At 64.1% G+C, this 18,374-nt stretch carries 14 protein-coding genes; 6 read left to right on the top strand and 8 right to left on the bottom strand.

Going from position 1 to position 18,374, the window contains the following annotated elements; all coding sequences use genetic code 11:
• Window positions 1–87 precede the first annotated feature (87 nt).
• From ACR9YP_RS03885 to ACR9YP_RS03870, 4 genes are all read right to left on the bottom strand, one after another.
• Complete coding sequence (locus ACR9YP_RS03885; protein WP_438103928.1) at window positions 88–1,398, bottom strand: MFS transporter; 1,311 nt, start codon at window positions 1,396–1,398, stop codon at window positions 88–90.
• 196 nt (window positions 1,399–1,594) lie between these two features.
• Window positions 1,595–3,034, bottom strand: a complete 1,440-nt coding sequence (locus tag ACR9YP_RS03880; RefSeq protein ID WP_438103930.1) for a sigma-54 interaction domain-containing protein — start codon at window positions 3,032–3,034, stop codon at window positions 1,595–1,597.
• A 260-nt stretch (window positions 3,035–3,294) separates the two neighbouring features.
• Window positions 3,295–5,028 (bottom strand): putative bifunctional diguanylate cyclase/phosphodiesterase, encoded by a 1,734-nt coding sequence (locus ACR9YP_RS03875; RefSeq protein ID WP_474220996.1) that lies wholly within the window; start codon window positions 5,026–5,028, stop codon window positions 3,295–3,297.
• A 553-nt stretch (window positions 5,029–5,581) separates the two neighbouring features.
• Entirely contained in the window at window positions 5,582–6,547 is a 966-nt protein-coding gene (locus tag ACR9YP_RS03870; RefSeq protein ID WP_438103932.1) for a sensor histidine kinase, read from the bottom strand.
• 180 nt (window positions 6,548–6,727) lie between these two features.
• Here ACR9YP_RS03870 and ACR9YP_RS03865 point away from each other — a divergent pair, with 180 nt between their 5' ends.
• Complete coding sequence (locus ACR9YP_RS03865) at window positions 6,728–7,567, top strand: SDR family NAD(P)-dependent oxidoreductase (RefSeq protein ID WP_438103934.1); 840 nt, start codon at window positions 6,728–6,730, stop codon at window positions 7,565–7,567.
• A 269-nt stretch (window positions 7,568–7,836) separates the two neighbouring features.
• On the opposite strand, the gene ACR9YP_RS03860 is transcribed toward ACR9YP_RS03865, so the two are convergent.
• Window positions 7,837–9,213: a cytochrome P450 gene (locus tag ACR9YP_RS03860; protein WP_474219045.1), complete on the bottom strand. Its 1,377-nt coding sequence runs from the start codon at window positions 9,211–9,213 to the stop codon at window positions 7,837–7,839.
• Between the two features lie 254 nt (window positions 9,214–9,467).
• The gene (locus tag ACR9YP_RS03855; RefSeq protein WP_370991017.1) at window positions 9,468–10,703 is read right to left on the bottom strand and encodes an LLM class flavin-dependent oxidoreductase; all 1,236 of its coding nucleotides are present in this window, start codon (window positions 10,701–10,703) and stop codon (window positions 9,468–9,470) included.
• Between the two features lie 653 nt (window positions 10,704–11,356).
• Here ACR9YP_RS03855 and ACR9YP_RS03850 point away from each other — a divergent pair.
• Entirely contained in the window at window positions 11,357–12,769 is a 1,413-nt protein-coding gene (locus tag ACR9YP_RS03850; RefSeq protein ID WP_438103939.1) for an MFS transporter, read from the top strand.
• A 141-nt stretch (window positions 12,770–12,910) separates the two neighbouring features.
• Window positions 12,911–14,086, top strand: a complete 1,176-nt coding sequence (locus ACR9YP_RS03845) for an extracellular catalytic domain type 1 short-chain-length polyhydroxyalkanoate depolymerase (RefSeq protein ID WP_438103941.1) — start codon at window positions 12,911–12,913, stop codon at window positions 14,084–14,086.
• A 165-nt stretch (window positions 14,087–14,251) separates the two neighbouring features.
• On the opposite strand, the gene ACR9YP_RS03840 is transcribed toward ACR9YP_RS03845, so the two are convergent.
• A complete protein-coding gene (locus tag ACR9YP_RS03840) occupies window positions 14,252–14,554 on the bottom strand; it encodes a hypothetical protein (protein ID WP_370991020.1) in 303 nt (100 codons plus the stop codon).
• Between the two features lie 140 nt (window positions 14,555–14,694).
• Between ACR9YP_RS03840 and ACR9YP_RS03835 the strand changes: the two genes are divergently transcribed.
• Entirely contained in the window at window positions 14,695–15,069 is a 375-nt protein-coding gene (locus ACR9YP_RS03835; protein WP_438103943.1) for a winged helix-turn-helix transcriptional regulator, read from the top strand.
• 61 nt (window positions 15,070–15,130) lie between these two features.
• On the opposite strand, the gene ACR9YP_RS03830 is transcribed toward ACR9YP_RS03835, so the two are convergent.
• Window positions 15,131–15,799: an MBL fold metallo-hydrolase gene (locus tag ACR9YP_RS03830; RefSeq protein WP_438103945.1), complete on the bottom strand. Its 669-nt coding sequence runs from the start codon at window positions 15,797–15,799 to the stop codon at window positions 15,131–15,133.
• A 173-nt stretch (window positions 15,800–15,972) separates the two neighbouring features.
• On the opposite strand from ACR9YP_RS03830, the gene ACR9YP_RS03825 reads away from it, so the two are divergent.
• A complete protein-coding gene (locus ACR9YP_RS03825) occupies window positions 15,973–17,574 on the top strand; it encodes an alpha-amylase family glycosyl hydrolase (RefSeq protein WP_438103947.1) in 1,602 nt (533 codons plus the stop codon).
• A 285-nt stretch (window positions 17,575–17,859) separates the two neighbouring features.
• Entirely contained in the window at window positions 17,860–18,351 is a 492-nt protein-coding gene (locus tag ACR9YP_RS03820; protein WP_091893874.1) for an MmcB family DNA repair protein, read from the top strand.
• The last annotated feature ends 23 nt before the right edge of the window (window positions 18,352–18,374 follow it).

Below are 18,374 nucleotides of genomic sequence, written 5' to 3'. Positions count from 1 at the left end.
GACCGCATGCCGTTGGTGCCTGATCCTATCGCGAGAAGCAGCCCTGGAACAGGCTGCTCCTCGCGCTGGAAGGCCTGATCGGGACACTCAGCCCTGAACTATCTTGCGCGTTTCGGTGGCAAAGTAGACCGACACGACAGTGATGAGCGCCAGCGCGATCATGTAGAGCGAAATCGGCCAGGTCGCCGGCGCGTACGCCGTCATCAATCCCGTCGCGATCAGCGGCGACAGCGCGCCGGCGAAGATCGAGGCGAGGTTGTAGCCGAGCGAGACGCCGCTATAGCGCACCTTGGTGCCGAACAGCTCCGACAGGAAGCTCGCCTGCGGGCCATACATCGCGGCGTGCCCGACGGCGAGGCCCAGCACGATCGCGATCCAGGCATATTGCGGGTTCTTGGTCGCCAGCAGCATGAACAGCGGGAACGACATCAGCGCCGAGAACACCGCGCCGAAGATGTAGATCGGCCGCCGCCCGACGCGGTCGGAGAGCGCGCCGAACGTCGGAATGGTGAAGGTCTCGATCGCCGCGCCTATCAAGACGCCGTTGAGCATGTCCTGCTTGTTCATGCCGAGCGATTGCGTGGCATAAGCGAGCACGAAGGTTGCGTAGATGTAGAAGAAGCCGTTCTCGGCAAAGCGCGCGCCCATCGCCAGCAGGATGTTCTTGGGATACATCCGGATCGCGTCGACGATCGGCATTTTCACTTCCTGCTTGGTATCCTTGACCTTCTGGAACTCCGGCGATTCCGCGATGGTGAAGCGGATCCACAGGCCGACCAGCACCAGCGCGATCGAGAACAGAAACGGGATACGCCAGCCCCAGGCATAGAGCTGCGCGTCGGTCAGCATCGAGGACACCACCGAGAACACCAGCGTGCCGAGCACGAGGCCGAGCGGTGCGCCGAGTTGTGGCCAGCTGCCGTAGAAGCCCTTTTTGTCGGCGGGCGCATGCTCGACCGCCATCAGCACCGCGCCGCCCCATTCGCCCCCTAAGCCAAAGCCCTGGATCAGGCGGCAGGTGACGAGCAGGATCGCAGCCCAGATGCCGGCGGTCTCGTAGGTCGGCAGGAAGCCGATCGCCGCAGTGGCGGCGCCCATTATCAACAGCGTTAGATAAAGCATGGTCTTGCGGCCGATCTTGTCGCCGTAATGGCCGAACACGACGCCGCCGAGCGGGCGCGCGATGAAGCCGAGCGCATAGGTCGCGAACGCCAGCAACGTTCCCATCATCGGGTCGAAGGTCGGAAAGAACAGCTTGTTGAAGATCAGCGCCGCGGCGGTGCCGTAGAGGAAGAAGTCGTACCACTCGATGGCCGTGCCGATCAGGCTCGCGGTGGCGACGGTGACGTGCGAGGGCTGTTTGGCCTGAAGCTGATGGACCGAGATCGCTTCACTCATCTTGCGTCCTCCCTGGTTGCGAATGCGCGTGTGCAGCACGCGTCATTGTGCAAGAGCGAAGAGCAAGGTCCGCGCCAGATGGCGTCAATTGGTGCAAATGGGCGAAACCCCAGCAATTTCAGTGGAGTCATCCGGACAAAGCGGCGAGCTGCGCTGTCCGGAATCCGAGACTTCGGACAGTCCCGTGTCTCGAAACTCAGACGGAGGCCGGCCCCGCGGCGAGGCCGAACTTGGCGAGCTTCTTGTAGAAGGTGGCGCGCGAGATCCGCAGCATCCTGGCGGCTTCGGAGATCTGGCCGTTGCTGGCGGCGAGCGCCTGTTCGAGCGTGTGCTTCTCGAACTCGGCCTCGGCTTCGGCATAGGGCACGACCGTTCCGGCCGGGCGTTCGGGCGGAGCTAGTCTGACCTCGGCACCGACGGGAAGGATGCGAACGAAATCCTCGCCCGTCAGCCGCCCGGAATCGCTGAGGATCAGCGCTCGCTCCAGGATGTTGCGCAGCTCGCGCACGTTGCCCGGCCAGTCATAGCGCGCGAGTGCGGCGAGCGCGCTCGGCGTGATCCGGGCGCTGACATAGTCGCCGGATGCGCTGATGTCCTCGAGCAGCCGGGCGCAGATATCGGGAAGATCATCCAGGCACCGGCGCAGCGGCGGCAAGTCGATCGAGAGCACGTTGAGGCGATAGTAAAGATCGGGGCGGAACGTGCCCTCGCTGACGCGCTTGCGCAGATCCACATTGGTCGCGGCGACCACGCGCACGTCGACCCTGGAGATCTTGTCCGAGCCGAGCGGCTCGATCTCGCGCTCCTGCAGCACGCGCAGCAGCTTGGCCTGCAATTGCAGCGGCATCTCCCCGATCTCGTCGAGGAACAGCGTGCCGCCGTCGGCAATGCGGAATTTGCCCTCGCGCCCCCTGCGGTCGGCGCCGGTATAGGCGCCCGGCGCCGTGCCGAAGAATTCCGACTCGATCAGCGTGTCGGGAATCGCCGCGACATTGACGCTGACGAACGGCTTCTCCGCCCGCGACGAGGCGTTGTGGATCGCCTGCGCCAGCATCTCCTTGCCCGTTCCGGTTTCGCCGGTGAGCAGCACCGTGACGCTCTGCCGTGCGGCGCGGCTTGCGAGCTCCTTGGCCTGTGCGATGGCCGGTGTCGTGCCGACGAAGTCGGCGAAGGTGAAGCGCGCCGCGCGGGCGTTGGACAATTGCCGCCGCGCCAACCGCAGATCGCTCTCCAGCTGGGCGACGCGGGCGAGCAGGGGTTTCAGGCTCTCGAGGTGGTCATAGAGCACGAAGCCGATCGCGCCGATCACCTTGCCGTTCTCGTCCTCGATCGGCATGCGGGTGACGACCAGTTGCTCGCCGCCGAGCTCCATGATGTCGAGCAGGATCGGCTCGCCGGTCTCGACCACCTTCCGCATCAGGCTGTTCGGAATGACCTCCTCGATGGGACGGCCGATCGCCTCAGAGGTCCGCTTGAGGCCGAGCGCTGTGAGATATTTTTCGTTGACGTAGACGACCCGCCCGCCCCGGTCGATCGCGATCGCGCCCTCGCACAGCTTTTCCAGCCGCTCGAACAGCGTCTCCATCGCGCGCGCACGAAGATAGGCGGGGTCGCTGATGGAGGAGGCGGCGGACATGACGTACCTCGCGGGAAGTCAGCCTGTGTATTACCAAAAGGCCAGTAATTTCAAAGGGGGAATTGGGTTGCTTGCCGGGTCGTCCATCCCCGGCGTCGTCCTGGACAAGCGCAGCGAAGCGGAGTGCAGATCCAGGACCCATTACCCCAAAAGGTGGCTTGGCAAAGATTCGTGGTTACCAGCTCGCGCCACAACCCCTTCCCGGGGTAATGGGTCCTGGCTTTCGCCAGGACGACATTGAGGGTGTTGCCGTCGCACCCCTACCGCCGATACCCGCTCGCTCGCGAATAGCCCTGGCGGTTCTGCTGCATCGGGCGGCTGGCCACGTTGACCCGCGCTTCGCTGGCCACCGTCGTTGCGAACTTCAGCTCCTCCAGGAAGATCGGCCGGGAGAAGTAATAGCCCTGCGCGTAGCGGATCTTGGTTGCGGCCTGGAGATAGGCGAGCTCCTCGTAGGATTCGAGGCCCTCGGCAATCACGGTCATGCCGAGCGCTTCGCTCAAGGATTCGATCGCGCGCAGAATGCCCTGGCTGCGCGGACGCTTATGGATGTCGGTGATGAAGGAGCGGTCGATCTTGATCTCGTCGGCGGTGATGTCGGCGAGCGCCGAGAGCGAGGAATAGCCGGTACCGAAATCGTCGATCGAGATGCCGACGCCAAGCTTGCGGAACATCGGCAGGATCTCGTCCTGGAAATGATTTTTGGCGACGAAGGCGTCTTCCGTCAGCTCGATCATGAAACGCTGCGGAAAACCGGTGTCGTCCAGCGCCTGCGCGAAGCTGCGCATGAATTCGGGGTTGCCGGCCTGCTTGGCGGCGACGTTGATGCTGATGGTCGCTTCCGCGCCGAATGTCTCGTTGATCAGGTCGATCGACTTGACGATCTCGGCCAGCACGAGGTGGGTCAGCTCGTCGATCAGCCCGAGCTCGCTGGCGAGGTTGATGAACGAGCCGGGCGCCTGGATCACGCCTTCGTCGTCGCGCAGGCGCACCAGGGCCTCGATACCCTTCACCGCTTGCGTTCTGATGTCGACCTTGGATTGGAACGCGCAGCAGAAGCGCTTTTCCAGGATCGCGAGCCGCAGCGACTGCTCGACCTTCATCCGCGCCAGCGCCTCGCGCTCCATGCTGGAGTCGAAGAAGGCTGCCGACCCCTTGCCGTCGTTCTTGATGCGGTACATCGCGATATCGGCGTTCTGGCGCAGGGTCTCGAAGCTGCTGCCATGATCGGGATAGAGGCTGATGCCGACGGAGGTGGAGGCGAAGATTTCCGAATGGTCGATGAAGAACGGCGCGGTCAGCCGTTGCAGCGTCGATTGCATGAATTCGGCGACTTCCTCCTGGCTCTGGATCGGCGACAGCAGCAGCAGGAATTCGTCGCCGGAGATGCGCGAGAGCATGTCGGAATCGCGCAAGTCGCGTCCGAGCCGCTTCGACAGCTCGACCAGCAGCGCATCGCCGACGGCGTGGCCGTAATAGTCGTTGATATGCTTGAAATTGTCGACGTCGAGAAAGGCCAGCGCGAAACGCTCGCCGCGATCGCGTGCGAGCAGGCCGTTGGTGCGATGCTCGATCACGCGCCGCGAGGGCAGCCCGGTCAGCTCGTCGAAATAGGCCGAGCGGAACAGCTGGTCCTCGAAATTCTTCTGCTCGGTGATGTCGGAGGATGCCGAGATCAGGAGCTGGCGTCCGGCGAGGCGGACAGGACGATGGGTCGTGAGCAGCACCTGGCGCGCGGCGCCGTTGTGAAGGGCTTCCTCGGTGACGACCGCCTGGCCGGCGCTCAGCGCCTGTCGGCAGGCTTCGCGGCGCGGCGCGAGATCGGGCGAGGGACGGCTGCCGTCCATGCCGAGCTGGGAAGCCGCGGCATCGTTAACCAGCAAAAGCTCGCCGTGCGCGTCCTGCACGGTGAGGCCGGCCGGCAGCATTCTAACGATTTCCTTGAGAAATCCGAGCTCGGCTTCGCTCGCGCCAAAATATTCGTTGTCGTTCATAGAAGTCATGAATCTTGTTGTTTCAGCGCGCTTTTGCAATGGGCGCGATCTAGCGCGGTTCCCTCTTAAGTTTGGTTAAGGGGTCCGAAGAAATACGGGGGTGTTTTGGACGAAACTTGCGACGATCCGACGCGTGACGTCGATCGTCATTAACAGAGGGTCAATGAGCCCCGCCAAACTGCGAGCGGAGCGCGCGGCTCTCTTTCGCTTGTATCGAACTTCATCGCGCGATGAGTTTCGGTTGAAACGGTGCAAGCCGTAGTCGACACCTCTCCCGTAGGGAGACAGGGCAATCGCATTTGAAAGCGACTTCCCTGCGGCCATCCTTCGAGACGCCCGCTTGAGGCGGCTCCTCAGGATGAGGGCGGAGTGTGCGGCAGCAAATCTTAGCCTCATCCTGAGGAGACCGCCACCGGGTCCGCGCAAAGCGCGGCCCGATGACAGGCTCCGCGGTCGTCTCGAAGCACGAGGCGCGCGCTCAGGCCGCCCCAAAGGCCATATGCGATTGCCCGGCGTAGGGAGAGGTGACCGATCGACCGAACTTTGCTGTCCGTCAGCCGCCCTTGGGGATACGGCATTGCATGATGCAATGGAGGCCCGTCTTCAAGAATGAGAGCTCGGTCTTGCCGTCGAAGGCGGTTAGCGCCGACTTCAGCAATTTGGTGCCGAAGCCCGGCGCCGACACCTCGCCGATGCTTGGTCCCTCGGTCTCGTCCCAAGTGATGGTCAGGCGATCGCCGCTGACGGTCCATGACACCTGCAACAATCCGCGCGGCGCCGAGAACGCGCCATATTTGCCCGCGTTGGTGGCGAGCTCGTGAAACATCAGTGACAGCGTGACCGCGAGCTTCGGCGGCAGGAACAGCCGGTCGCCATTGAGCGTGAAGCGGACGTGGCCGTAAGGCCCGAGCTCCGCGATCAGGAGATCGCGGATGTCGCAGCCCGCCTTGTCGATCCGCGAGATCAAATCGTCGGTCGTGGCCAGCGACCGCAGCCTCGGATCGATGCGGGCCCAGACCTGCGGCTGGTCGTGCAGCACCTGGTGCAGCACGGCGTGCACCGTCGACAGCTTGTTTTTCAGCCGGTGTTGGAGCTCATCGACCAGCAGCTTGCGATAGTCTTCTTCCTCGATCAGGCGCTTGGAAATCCGGCGCTGCTCGATCAGCAGCGAGCGATAATGCTCGACACCCCAGATGGTCAGTGCGCTCACGGCCCAGTAAAGCGCCAGCAGGGCAAATCGCGCGTGATCGGCAAAGGCATCGCTGAAATTGACGACGACGCCGAGCACGCCGCCGACGAGTGCCGTCACGACGCCGATCCGGAAGCCGCCGAACGCGGCGGCAAAGAACACGGCCGGGAAATACGGGGTGAAGTAGACGTCGGGCCGGACCTGCGCGAGACCCCAGCGCGCCGCCGTCGCAATCAGCAAGCAGGCGGCCGCGAAGGCGATGCTCAGACCGAGCGATGGCGGTGCCACGCCCTGCCAGCCTTTGCGGAACTCGTCGATCAGCTTTCCCATGCCCCGCCCGGTCGCGATGCCCGTTCGAAAGTCGAGCCATGGTTGCGAATGTTACGCATGTCGGACGCGCAAGCAAAGCTTGCCTTGCCGCGGGCCGGCGGGAATAGTGACCGTCGCGGCGCCGTCATCTGTCAGTGTCCGCCATCTGAAAATCAAATCATTCAAAAACGGGAACAATCCATGGGCAGGCTAGACGGCAAGGTTGCGGTCATCACCGGCGCGACGAGCGGGATCGGATTGCGTACCGCGGAAGTCTTCGTTGCCGAAGGTGCCAAAATTGTGATCGCGGGTCGGCGCGTGCCGGAAGGCGAGGCGTTGGCGAAGCAGCTCGGGGCGACTTGCATCTTCCGCCAGACCGACGTCACGGTCGAAGCGCAGTTGCAGGCGCTGATCGCGCTCGCGGTCGACAGATTCGGCCGGATCGACTGTCTGTTCAATAATGCGGGCGGCCCGGCGCAGACCGGCGGCATCGAGGGCCTCGAGGCCGAGCGGTTCGATGCGGCGATGGCGACGCTGGTGCGCAGCGTCATGCTCGGCATGAAGCACGCCGCGCCCCACATGAAGAAGCAGGGTTTTGGCAGCATCATCAACAATGGCAGCATCGCCGGCCGTCTCGCCGGGTTCTCGTCCTCGACGGTCTATAGCGCGGCCAAGGCGGCGGTGATCCATCTCACCAAATGCGTAGCGATGGAGCTCGGCGAGTCCAATGTGCGCGTCAACTCGATCTCGCCCGGCGCGATCGCAACCGGCATCTTCGGCAAGGCGCTGGGGCTGTCGACCGACGCGGCCGAGAAGACGCCGGCGGTGATGCGCGAGGTCTACAAGACCGCGCAGCCGATCCCGCGCGCCGGTCTCCCTGATGACATCGCCCATGCCGCGGTGTTCCTGGCGAGCGACGAATCCAGCTTCATCAACGGCCACGACCTCGTCATCGACGGTGCCATGACCGGCGGCCGCAACTGGAGCCAGCAGCAGCAGGGTTATGTGGCCTTGCGCAAAGCGTTCGATCAGGGGGCGTAGGAGCCACGGGCGCCGAAGCCGTAGGGTGGGCAAAGGCGCGCCCTTCGCGCGCCGTGCCCACCGTCGGTGTTCAAACCGGGAGAGACATGGTGGGCACGGCGCTCCGCGCCTTTGCCCACCCTACGAAAGCAGGTTTCCGTCATTGCGAGGAGCCCTTGCGACGAAGCAATCCAGAATCCCTCCATGGAAAGATTCTGGATTGCTTCGCGGAGCCTGTCATCGGGCCGCGCTTCGCGCGGACCCGTTGGCTCGCAATGACGGCGGTGGCGCTAAACCGCCGTCACCCGCACCCGCAAACCATCCCGCGGTTTCGGGATCGGCCACATCTGCCAGTCCGGCTTGTAGCCCGGCTCCAGCGATACCTCGATGTTCTGCAGGAAATGCCGCGCGAAGCATTTCGCCTGCATATAGGCGAAATGCAGGCCGAGGCACATATGCGCGCCGCCGCCGAACGGCACAAAGGCGAAGCGGTGGCGGCCACGCTGCGCCTCCTCGGTGAAGCGCATTGGATCAAACTGGTCCGGCTCCGGCCAGATGTCCTTCATGTGATGGGTGTAGAGCGGATTGACGCCGACGGCGGTGCCGGCCGGAATCGTAAACCCCTTGAAAGTGAAATCGCGCATCGCGCGGCGCGGCATCGAGGGGACCGGCGGCTTGATCCGCAGCGCCTCCTTGAACGCCATCTCCGTCAGCGGCATCTTCTCGAGATCGTCGAAGCTGCTCGGTGCATCCGGGGCAAGGCCGAGCGCGAGGACCTCTGCCCGTAGTCTGTCCTGCCAGTCCGGATTGGCGGCGAGCTCGCCGATGAAGGAGGTCAGCGACGAGGTCAGTGTATCGTGCGCCGCCATCATCAAAAAGCTCATATGGTCGATGATATCCTGCTCCGAGAGCAGCGCGCCGTCCTCGTGGGTGGCGCGGCAGAGCTGCGAGAACAGGTCATCGCCGCCGTGATTGCCGCGTCGCAGCGGAATCTGCTGGCGGAAATAGGCGACGATGCGCTTGCGTCCCTTCACCCCTCGCGCCATCTGGGTGCCGGGCAGGGGGCGGCGGACCGGGGCGACGGCGGCCGCGACCATGTCGACGAAGGCACGGTTGATCTCGTCGACCTCGGGGCCGATGTCGGCGCCAAGGAACGAGGCCGCAGCGAGATCGAGCGTGAGCTGCTTCATCGCCGGATAAAGCTGCATCTCGCCGGGTTTGGCCTTCCACTGCGCCACGCGCGCGGAAATGCCGCGATCGAGATCGCTGAGATATGACTTCATCGGCCCGGCCTTGAACGCGACCGACAGCGCCTTGCGATGCAGGCGGTGCTCGTCGAAATCGAGCAGCATCAAGCCGCGCGGAAACAACAGGCCGAGCACCTTGTTCCAGCCATGCGTCGACGAGAACAGTTTCTGCTGGTCGAACAGCACGAGCTCGTTGGCCTCGGGCCCGAGCAGCACGACATTGGTCTCGCCGAAAATGTGCGTGCGGTAGACCGGGCCGTATTTGGCGCCGTTCGCCTCGATGTGCCCCTTGGGGTCGGCGAGCACCTGCAGGGTCTTGCCGATGATCGGCCAGCCTTCGTCGCCGGGGATGTGGGTCAGCTCATTGCGTCTCGGCGGGGTGAAGCCAAGCGCAGGGGCGGCCACATTCTGCATCGACATGACGATTGCTCCGGTTGGCAAGCTCCGCGAGCATAGCACGATCCGGTCGCGATGAGCGGGGGTCGTCTTGCGCACAAAATCGCGACACGTACCATCGTCGTCCCGGCCTAGTGCGCAATTGCGCACGGGGGCCGGGACCCATAACCCCAGGAAGTAGTTTGTTGCGAGCTGGCAATTACCAATCTTCGCCAAACACAATTCGGTGGTTATGGGTCCCGGCTTTCGCCGGGACGACGAGTAGAGATGGCTGCAGCCTACCGCTTCGCCGCTTCCTTCTGCAAATCCGGGGCGTTGACGGCGGGGATGGCGACGCGGCCGGGGCCGGTCACCTTCAGCGCCTCGGCGGCCTTCTCGTTCTCCATGATCTTGGCCATCACGGCCTGGCCCGCACGCTCGAAGATCGCGCGGTTCTCGATCACGAATTTTTGCGACTTGCGAAGACCGTCGATGTAGCCGTTGATCTCCGGGACGACGTAGCGCGCTACCATGTCCCAGCTGCGGCGGGTGTTTTCCGGATTGGCCCAGTCGTGCACGAAGCCGATGATGGCGCCGACCCCGCCGGACACCTGCATCACGTTCTTGATGGTTTTGACGAGATCGTCGGGCGTGCCGATGGTGGAGGCTGCGCCCTCGACGAAGGCGGTCTTGTCCACGGCTTCGTCGGGCGAGGAGAACGCGGTGAGACCCGGCCGCTGCAGCGTGCCGACATTATATTCGTTGTGCCAGCGCATCAGCCCGGCGCCCGCTTCGCGGCGCGCCTGCTCGCGGGTTTCGGCGATATGCCAGGTCAGGAGCACGCGCCAGTCGGCGCGGCTCACCGTGGTGCCGTGCTTTTTCGCCGCGTCCTCGGCGAACTGCCATTGCTGTTGCAGCGACATCAGCCCCTGCGTCGTCATCGAGCCCAGCGAGATGATGCCGATGCCGTATTTGCCGGCCAGCGTCATGCCGGACGGAGAGATCTGCGAGGCCACCACGAACGGCATCTCCTCCTGCAGCGGCAGGATCTGCAGTGCGGCGTCGTTCATGGTGAACCAGTCGCTCTTCGCGGTGACGCGCTCGCCGTTGAAGAGGCGGCGGATCACGCCGATCGCCTCGTCCTGGCGGTCGCGCTGCGTCATCGGGTCGATGCCGAGCGTGTGCGCGTCGGAGGCGAGCGCGCCGGGACCGGAGCCGAAGATGGCGCGGCCGCCGGTCATGTGATCGAGCTGCACCATGCGCTGGGCGACGTTGAAGGGGTGGTGGTAGGGCAGCGACACCACGCCGGTGCCGAGCTTGATCCGCTTGGTGCGCTCGCCGGCCGCGGCCAGGAACATCTCGGGCGATGCGATCATCTCCCAGCCGGAAGAGTGATGCTCGCCGCACCAGAACTCGTCATAACCGAGGTTATCGAGCTGCTCGACCAGGTCGAGATCGCGCCGGAACTGGAGCATCGGATGCTCCCCGATCGGGTGATGCGGGGCAAGAAAGGCTCCGAATTTCAGGCGCGCCATGGCGTTCTCTCCGGCTTTGATTTTCTGGTTGTTGAAGCGGCAAGGCTACGTGCTCGCGGAAGCGAACGCAATCGCACGATGTCCCGCGCGGCGGAATGCAGGCATGCGCGGAGGCGCGATGAGATGTCTCGTCTCCCTCTCCCCGTTCTTACGGGGAGAGGGCGGGGTGAGGGACTGCTTCCGCAAATTCAGTGGCAGTGCGACTCGCGGAAGCTCCCCCTCACCCGGAATTCAAACTGCGTTTGAATTCCGGCCTCTCCCCGCACGCGGTAGGGCTATCGCATATGCATTTCGCGGGGACCACCCGCGAGTTTGCTCGGCCTCTCCCGCTTGCGGGAGAGGCCGACGCGTCCCGGGCGATGCGAAGCATCGTCCCGAGCGCGGCGGGTGAGGGCTCTCACCGCACTGGGATCGCCTCCGCAATTCTCGACAATCCCGACGCGGAGGCACCCCCACCCCAGCCCTCCCCCGCAAGCGGGAGAGGGAGCCCACTGCCGATGCCGAAGCATTATTCACGCCATATGCGATAGCCCTACCGCACGCGGGGAGAGGCGAAGCAATCGCGGAAGCGCGGGAATCCTACCTCGCAGGTAATCGCGACACCACGCGCGATCTGAAATGATCGGGCAACGATAGTCCGGGGTCATGCGCCGATGCATCAGATCGTCACACAACAACTCGATTCCTCGCGCCGCTGGTGGGTGCTGGCCATCGTCGTCGCCGCGCAGTTCATGTTCGGCGTCGACGCCTTCGTGGTCAACGTCGCCATTCCCACCATCGCGGTCGATCTGAAAGCGTCGCCGGCGCAGATCGAATCCGTCATTGCGATCTACCTGATCGCCTATGCCACGCTGGTGGTCACCGGCGGCCGGCTCGGCGACATCCACGGCACGAAGAGCGTCTTCCTCGCCGGCGTGCTGGGTTTCACGCTGACCTCGCTGTGGTGTGGGCTTGCGCAATCCGGCGCGGAGCTGATCATCGCCCGGCTGGCGCAGGGCGCGACCGCGGCGCTGATGGTGCCGCAGGTGCTGGCGACGCTGCATCTGTTGTTCACCGACGAGACGCGCAGCCGCGCCTTCGCCATCTACGGCATCGTGCTCGGGCTTGCCGGCGCCGCGGGCTTCCTGCTCGGCGGTCTGCTGGTCACGCTCGATCTCGCCGGCACCGGCTGGCGCGCGGTGTTCTTCGTCAACGTCCCCAGCGGCCTCGCCATCGCCACTGCCGCCTGGCGCATCATGCCGTCGGTGCTGCGGCGATCAGGTACAAAGCTCGATATCAAGGGCAGCGTGGTGCTGTTCGCAGGCTTGTTGTGCCTGATCGGCCCGCTGCTGTTCGGTCATGATGCCGGCTGGGCGCCGTGGTTGTGGGCGGTGATGGCAATCGGCGGCGCGATCCTCGCCGCGTTCCTGAAGCTGGAGCACGCGGTCGCGCGTGACGGCGGCATGCCGCTGGTCGATCTCACGCTGCTGTCGGACGCCGCCTTCCTGCGCGGCCTCGGCGCGGCGTTCTTCTTTTTCGTCGCCAACCTCTCGTTCTATCTGGTGATGACGCTGTACATGCAGCGCGGCCTGAAGATCCCGCCGCTCTCGGCCGGCATGGCCTTCATCCCGCTCGCGCTCGCCTTCGTCGTGGCCTCGCGCCACAGCGGCGCGCGGGCGCGACATCGCGGCACCAAGGTGTTGCTCGAGGGCTGCGCGCTCCAGATCGCAGGTCTTGCCGCGCTCGCGCTCGTCGCGTTCTATGTCGATGCACCGACGCCGCTTGCGCTTGCGCTTACGATGATCGTCTTCGGCTACGGTCAGGGATTGGTGATGGCGCCGTTGTCGGGCGCGGTGCTCGCGAGCGTAAAACCTGTCGCAGCAGGCTCGGCCTCCGGCATGTACGGCACCACGGCGCAGATCGGAAATGCGGCCGGAGTGGCCGCAATCGGCGCGGTGTTCTTCGCCGTCGAATCGTTGCAATCAGCGCGCGCAGGATTTCTCGTCTCGCTTGCGCTGTTTGTGACATTAATCATGATCTGCGCCGCATTTCTGGCCTGGATGCGCCGCGCCTCTGCACCAAGTTGAGGCATAGCGGTTAATACATGCGGATTCCGCGGGAAATCCCGGCGATTTTCGTGGGATTGACAGCGCACAGACTTTTTATTTTGCAACGCAGCAACTATCTGGTTTGGCTGAACGTTGGAAGTTGCCCACCAGGAAGTTGCCGTGTCACTAGCCCGAAATGTCGATCTGTTGAGACGTCTGCCAAAGCTGGACGGTCTGCGCTTTGCCGAGCTCGGCCGCAGCGCGGATTCATCCAGCCCGTTGCAAGAGGTCACGGGCTTCGGTGACAATCCCGGCGCGTTGCGCATGCTCGCCTTCGTGCCGGCGCAGCTGCAGAAGCCGCGCGCGCTCGTCGTCGTGCTGCATGGCTGCGGCCAGACCGCTTCCGGCTACGATCTCGGCGCCGGTTGGTCGACGCTGGCGAAGCATTACGGCTTCGCGCTGCTGATGCCCGAGCAGCAGCGCATCAACAACGGCAACACCTGTTTCAACTGGTTCAATCCGGAGGACACCGCACGGGACAGCGGCGAGGCGCGTTCGATCCGCGAGATGATCACGCACATGGTCGAAGCGCACCGCATCGATCAGAGGCGCATCTTCATCACAGGCCTGTCCGCCGGCGGCGGCATGACATCGGTGATGCTCGCGACCTATCCGGAAGTTTTCGCAGCCGGCGCGGTGATCGCGGGCTTGCCCTATGGCATCGCCTCGAATCTGCGCGAGGCGCTGGACGGCATGTTCCATTCACCCGCGCGTCCCGCGCGTGAGCTCGGCGATCTCGTGCGCAACGCCACCCACCATCGTGGCCCCTGGCCGAAGGTGTCGGTGTGGCACGGCAGCGCCGACCGCACCGTCAATCCCGGCAACGCCAACGAGATCGTCAAGCAATGGCTCGATCTGCATGATCTGCCTGAGGTGCCGATGGCCGAGACCAATGTCGACGGCTATCCGCGCCAGGCTTGGTGGAACCAGGACGGCGAGACCCTGGTCGAATCCTACGCCATCACCGACATGGCGCACGGCACGCCGCTCGGTCTCGCCGACAACGACCAGCGTTACGGCATGGAAGGCGCGTTCCTGATCGAGGCCGGCATCTCCTCGTCCTACCACATCGCAAAATTCTTCGGCCTCACCGGCTGGATTGCGGAGACAGCGCCAAAGGCGGAGGCAAAGCCTGCAACGCCGAAGCCGGCGCTGACGCCCGCGCCGCATCTCGCCCGCTCGATCCGCGTAGCGGTCGCCGCACAGCCGGCCGAGCCGAAGCGCGAGCGGACACGCAGCTTCGATCTCGGCCAGATCATCACGCGCGCGCTGACCGCGGCGGGGTTGATGAAGTAATTCTATGTCGTCCCGGCGAAGGCCGGGACCCATACCGCGGAATCTATCAATGACGCTCGGTATGAGTCCCGAACGACGAGTCTTCGCCAAACTCCCTCTCCGGAGTATGGGTCCCGGCCTTCGCCGGGACGACAGCGGAATTTGTGGCTTAGCTTCGCTTCAACACTACGCCGTCTGATCGATCCATTCGATCGGCGTCACCGTGACCTCGCCGCCGGCCACCTTCCGCGTCATCTCCTGATAGGTTTTAAAGAAGTCGCGCGATTGCAGCGCCTTTTGCGCGGCATCGTCGGTGACGCTGGCGAGGTGGATATAGCTGCCGTCATCGCGGTGCTTCAGGACACGATAGCCGATCCGCCCTTTCAGCTCCGGATCGCCGTCGATCGCCTTGATGAAGCGGCCGATCTCCTGATGCCAGGCCTCCGTCGTGCCGTTCCTGAACGCATATGTGATCATGAAGTGCTTCATGTGACGCTCCTTACTTCGTCGTGTGCGTCATCATCTGCGGCTTGCAAGCGATCCTGCAAGTATGGACAAAATTGATAGTATGGACTTTTTCGCCGGCGCTCCTATTCTTCCGCGCGCTGGCTGCGCATGGAGGAGACGACATGGCGAAGGCAAGAGCGAACCCCGCGCGCGCCTGTCCGGTCGCGGCGTTTCAGAAGATGATCAGCGGCAAATACAAGCTGCGCATCGTCTGGGACCTCAAGGACGGTCCGCGCCGCTATGGTGAGATCAGGAGCGGCCTGCTGCGCGGCACGGAAGGCAGCGCGGAGATCACCCCGCGCGTGCTCAGCCGCGAATTGAAGGCGCTGACGGCGAGCGGCCTGATCGACCGCAAGGATTTCGGCGAGGTGCCGCCGAAGGTCGAATATCGCCTGACCCGCAAGGGCAGGAGTTTTGTGCCGGTCGTCGCCGCGATCCGGGAATGGGGCGAGCGTAACCTCGGCGAACCCGCTGCACTGGCGGACGCCGCCGAGTAGAGCATGATCCGGAAAAGTGTGAAGCGGTTTTCCGAACAGATCATGCTCAAACAAAAAACGCTTACATCTCGCCGGTGATGAACGGATTGGTCATCCGCTCCTGGCCGATGCTGGAGCCGGCGCCGTGGCCGCAGATGAAGCCGACATCGTCGCCGAGCGGCAAGAGCTTGGTCAGAATCGAGTTGATCAGCGTGGCGTGACTGCCGCCGGGCAGGTCAGTGCGTCCGACCGAGCCTGCGAACAGGACGTCGCCGACATGGGCAAAGCGCAAGTCCTTGTTGAAGAACACCACGCTGCCCGGCGAGTGGCCGGGGCAGTGATAGATGTCGAACTGCAAGCCGCCGATCGACACGCTGTCGCCTTCGTTGAGCCAGCGGTCCGGCGCAAAGTTGCGCACCCCGGTCATACCGAAGCGCGCGCCGCTCTCGACCACGTTGTCGAGCAGGAACTTGTCCGCTTCATGCGGTCCCTCGATCGGCACCTTCAGCGCGTCGCGCAAGTCGGCAGCGCCGCCGACATGGTCGATATGACCATGGGTCAGCCAGATCTTCTCCACGCTGACGCCGGTCTGCTTGATCGCGTCCAGAATCTTCGGCACGTCGCCACCGGGATCGATCACCACGGCCTTCTTGGAAGGCTCGTCCCAGATGATGGTGCAGTTCTGCTCGAACAACGTCACGGGAACGATGATCGCGCCGGCTTTGGCTTTGGTGTCATTTTGTTCGGTCATGGCCGCACAATGCCGATTTTTGCCAGGCCGCCAAGCAAAAGATTCGGGCCAAACAGTCGGAACGAGCTCGGGAACAGCCGTCACACGGCCGTCCCAATTGACCTGCCAATTTGAACCGGGGCGTCGCTGTCGCGTTCTCCCGCGCGAGGCGCAGATTTGGGTGGTCTTTCGGCATGGCTCAAGGCAACGAGAATTGGTGGCGCGACGGCATCTTCTATCAGATCTATCCGCGCTCGTTTCAGGACTCGAACAGCGACGGCGTCGGCGATCTCGCTGGCATTCTCAGGCGGCTGCCTTACGTCAAATCGCTCGGCGTCGACGCGATCTGGCTGTCGCCGATCTTCCCCTCGCCGATGGCGGATTTCGGCTACGACATTTCCGACTATACCGGCATCGAGCCGCTGTTCGGCACGATGGCGGATTTCGACGCGCTGCTCGCCGCCGCCCACGACAATGGCCTGAAGCTGATCCTCGACCTCGTGCCGAACCACACCTCGGACCAGCATCCCTGGTTCGTCGAGAGCCGCGCCTCGCGCGACAATCCCAAGCGCGGCTGGTACATCTGGCGCGATCCGGCGCCCGATGGCGGCGTGCCGAACAACTGGCTGTCCGAGTTCGGCGGCAGCGCGTGGCAATTCGACGAGATCACGGGGCAATATTACTATCACGCCTTCCTCGCCCAGCAGCCGGACCTCAACTGGCGCAATCCGGATGTTCGCGCGGCGATCTATGACGTGATGCGGTTCTGGCTGGAGAAGGGCGTCGACGGCTTCCGCGTCGACGTGATCTGGCACCTGATCAAGGACGTCGAATTCCGCGACAATCCGCCAAACCCGCATTACGTCGAGGGCCGGCCGCCGAACGAGAAGATCCTGACGCAATACTCGACCGATCAGCCCGAGGTGCATGACGTGATCGCGCAGATGCGGCGTCTCACCGATGGCTTTGGCGCGCGCGTCTTGATCGGTGAGATCTATCTGCCGCTGCATCGCTTGATGGCCTATTACGGCAACGATCTCACCGGCGCGCAGATGCCGTTCAACTTCGCGCTGCTCTCGACCTTCTGGAGCGCGCGCTCGATCGAGAAGATCATCGAGGATTACGAGAAGGCGCTGCCGCGCGGCGCCTGGCCGAACTGGGTGCTCGGCAATCACGACCGTCCGCGCGTCGCAAGCCGCGTCGGTCCCGAGCAGGCCCGTGTCGCTGCCATGCTGTTGCTGACGCTGCGCGGCACGCCGACGCTCTATTACGGCGACGAGATCGGCATGCATCAGCTCGCGATCGCACCGGAGGACACGCGCGATCCCTTCGAGAAGAACGTGCCCGGCATCGGTGTCGGCCGCGACGGCTGCCGCACGCCGATGCAGTGGGATTCCTCGAACTTCGCCGGCTTCGCGGAGGTCCGGCCGTGGCTGCCGCTGCCGGAGGATCACATCCGCGAGAACGTCGTCGCTCTCGAAGCCGATCCGCGCTCGATCCTGAACCTGTACAAGCGCCTGATCGCCTTGCGGAAGGCTTCGCCGCCGCTGATGGCAGGCGACTATCATCCGATCTCGGCGCAAGGCGATCTCCTGCTCTATCGCCGCGAGGCCGGCGGCAGAGCGGTGGTCGTGGCGCTCAATCTCGGCCCCGATCCGATCGCCGTAACCACCAGCGCCATCCGCTTCGGCAGCGAGATCTTGCTGTCGACGTTTCTGGATCGGGAAGGTGAGCGGCTGGAGGGCGTGTTGGACTTGCGGGGGAATGAAGGCGTGGTGGTGGCGGCGCCATCCTAGCCGTGGTCCCGGCCTAGTGCGCAATTGCGCACTGGGGCCGGGACGGCGGCTGAAGGCTATCTGACAGCATCATTCTCCAATGTCGTCCTGGACAAGCGAAGCGCAGATCCAGGACCCATTACCACCGAATGTAGTTTGGCGAGGACTCAGGATGACCGCCTGCGTGCGACAACGGCCTCTTGGGGTAATGGGTCCTGGCTTTCGCCAGGACGACATTTGAGAATGGGCAACGGCTCGACCATTCTCGGCAGTGTGCATCCCAACGGAATCGGCTATCCTTCCCCCATGGACAACACCGCCCGCAATATCGCCCTCGTACCGCCGCCGGACCGCCGCCAGTCGGAGACGGCGCTGGCGGTCGCGCGCGGCACCGCGCGACTGCTGCGCTCGCTCGGCTTCTCCTGCATCAGCGAATTGCCGCTGCCATCGGGCCGCCGCGCCGATCTCGTCGCGCTGAACGAGCGCGGCGAGATCTGGATCATCGAGATCAAATCATCGGTCGAGGATCTGCGCGCCGACCAGAAATGGCACGAATACCGCGCCCATTGCGACCGGCTGTTCTTCGCCTTCACGCAGGATCTGCCGTGCGAGATCTTTCCTGAAGACACCGGCCTGATCGTCGCCGACGCCTATGGCGCGCACATGCATTGCGAGGCGCCCGAGCACAAGCTTGCTGCCGCCACGCGCAAGCAGATGACGGTGCGCTTTGCGATGGCGGCTGCGCTGCGGATCAACCGCCTGGTCGATCCGCAGGGGCACGCGGATTTTTGGGAGTAGCGGCGATCGCGAGCGCAGACGTC

It is taken from the genome of Bradyrhizobium sp. BR14999 (assembly GCF_056106085.1).
This window is presented reverse-complemented; position numbering and strand designations above follow the sequence as displayed.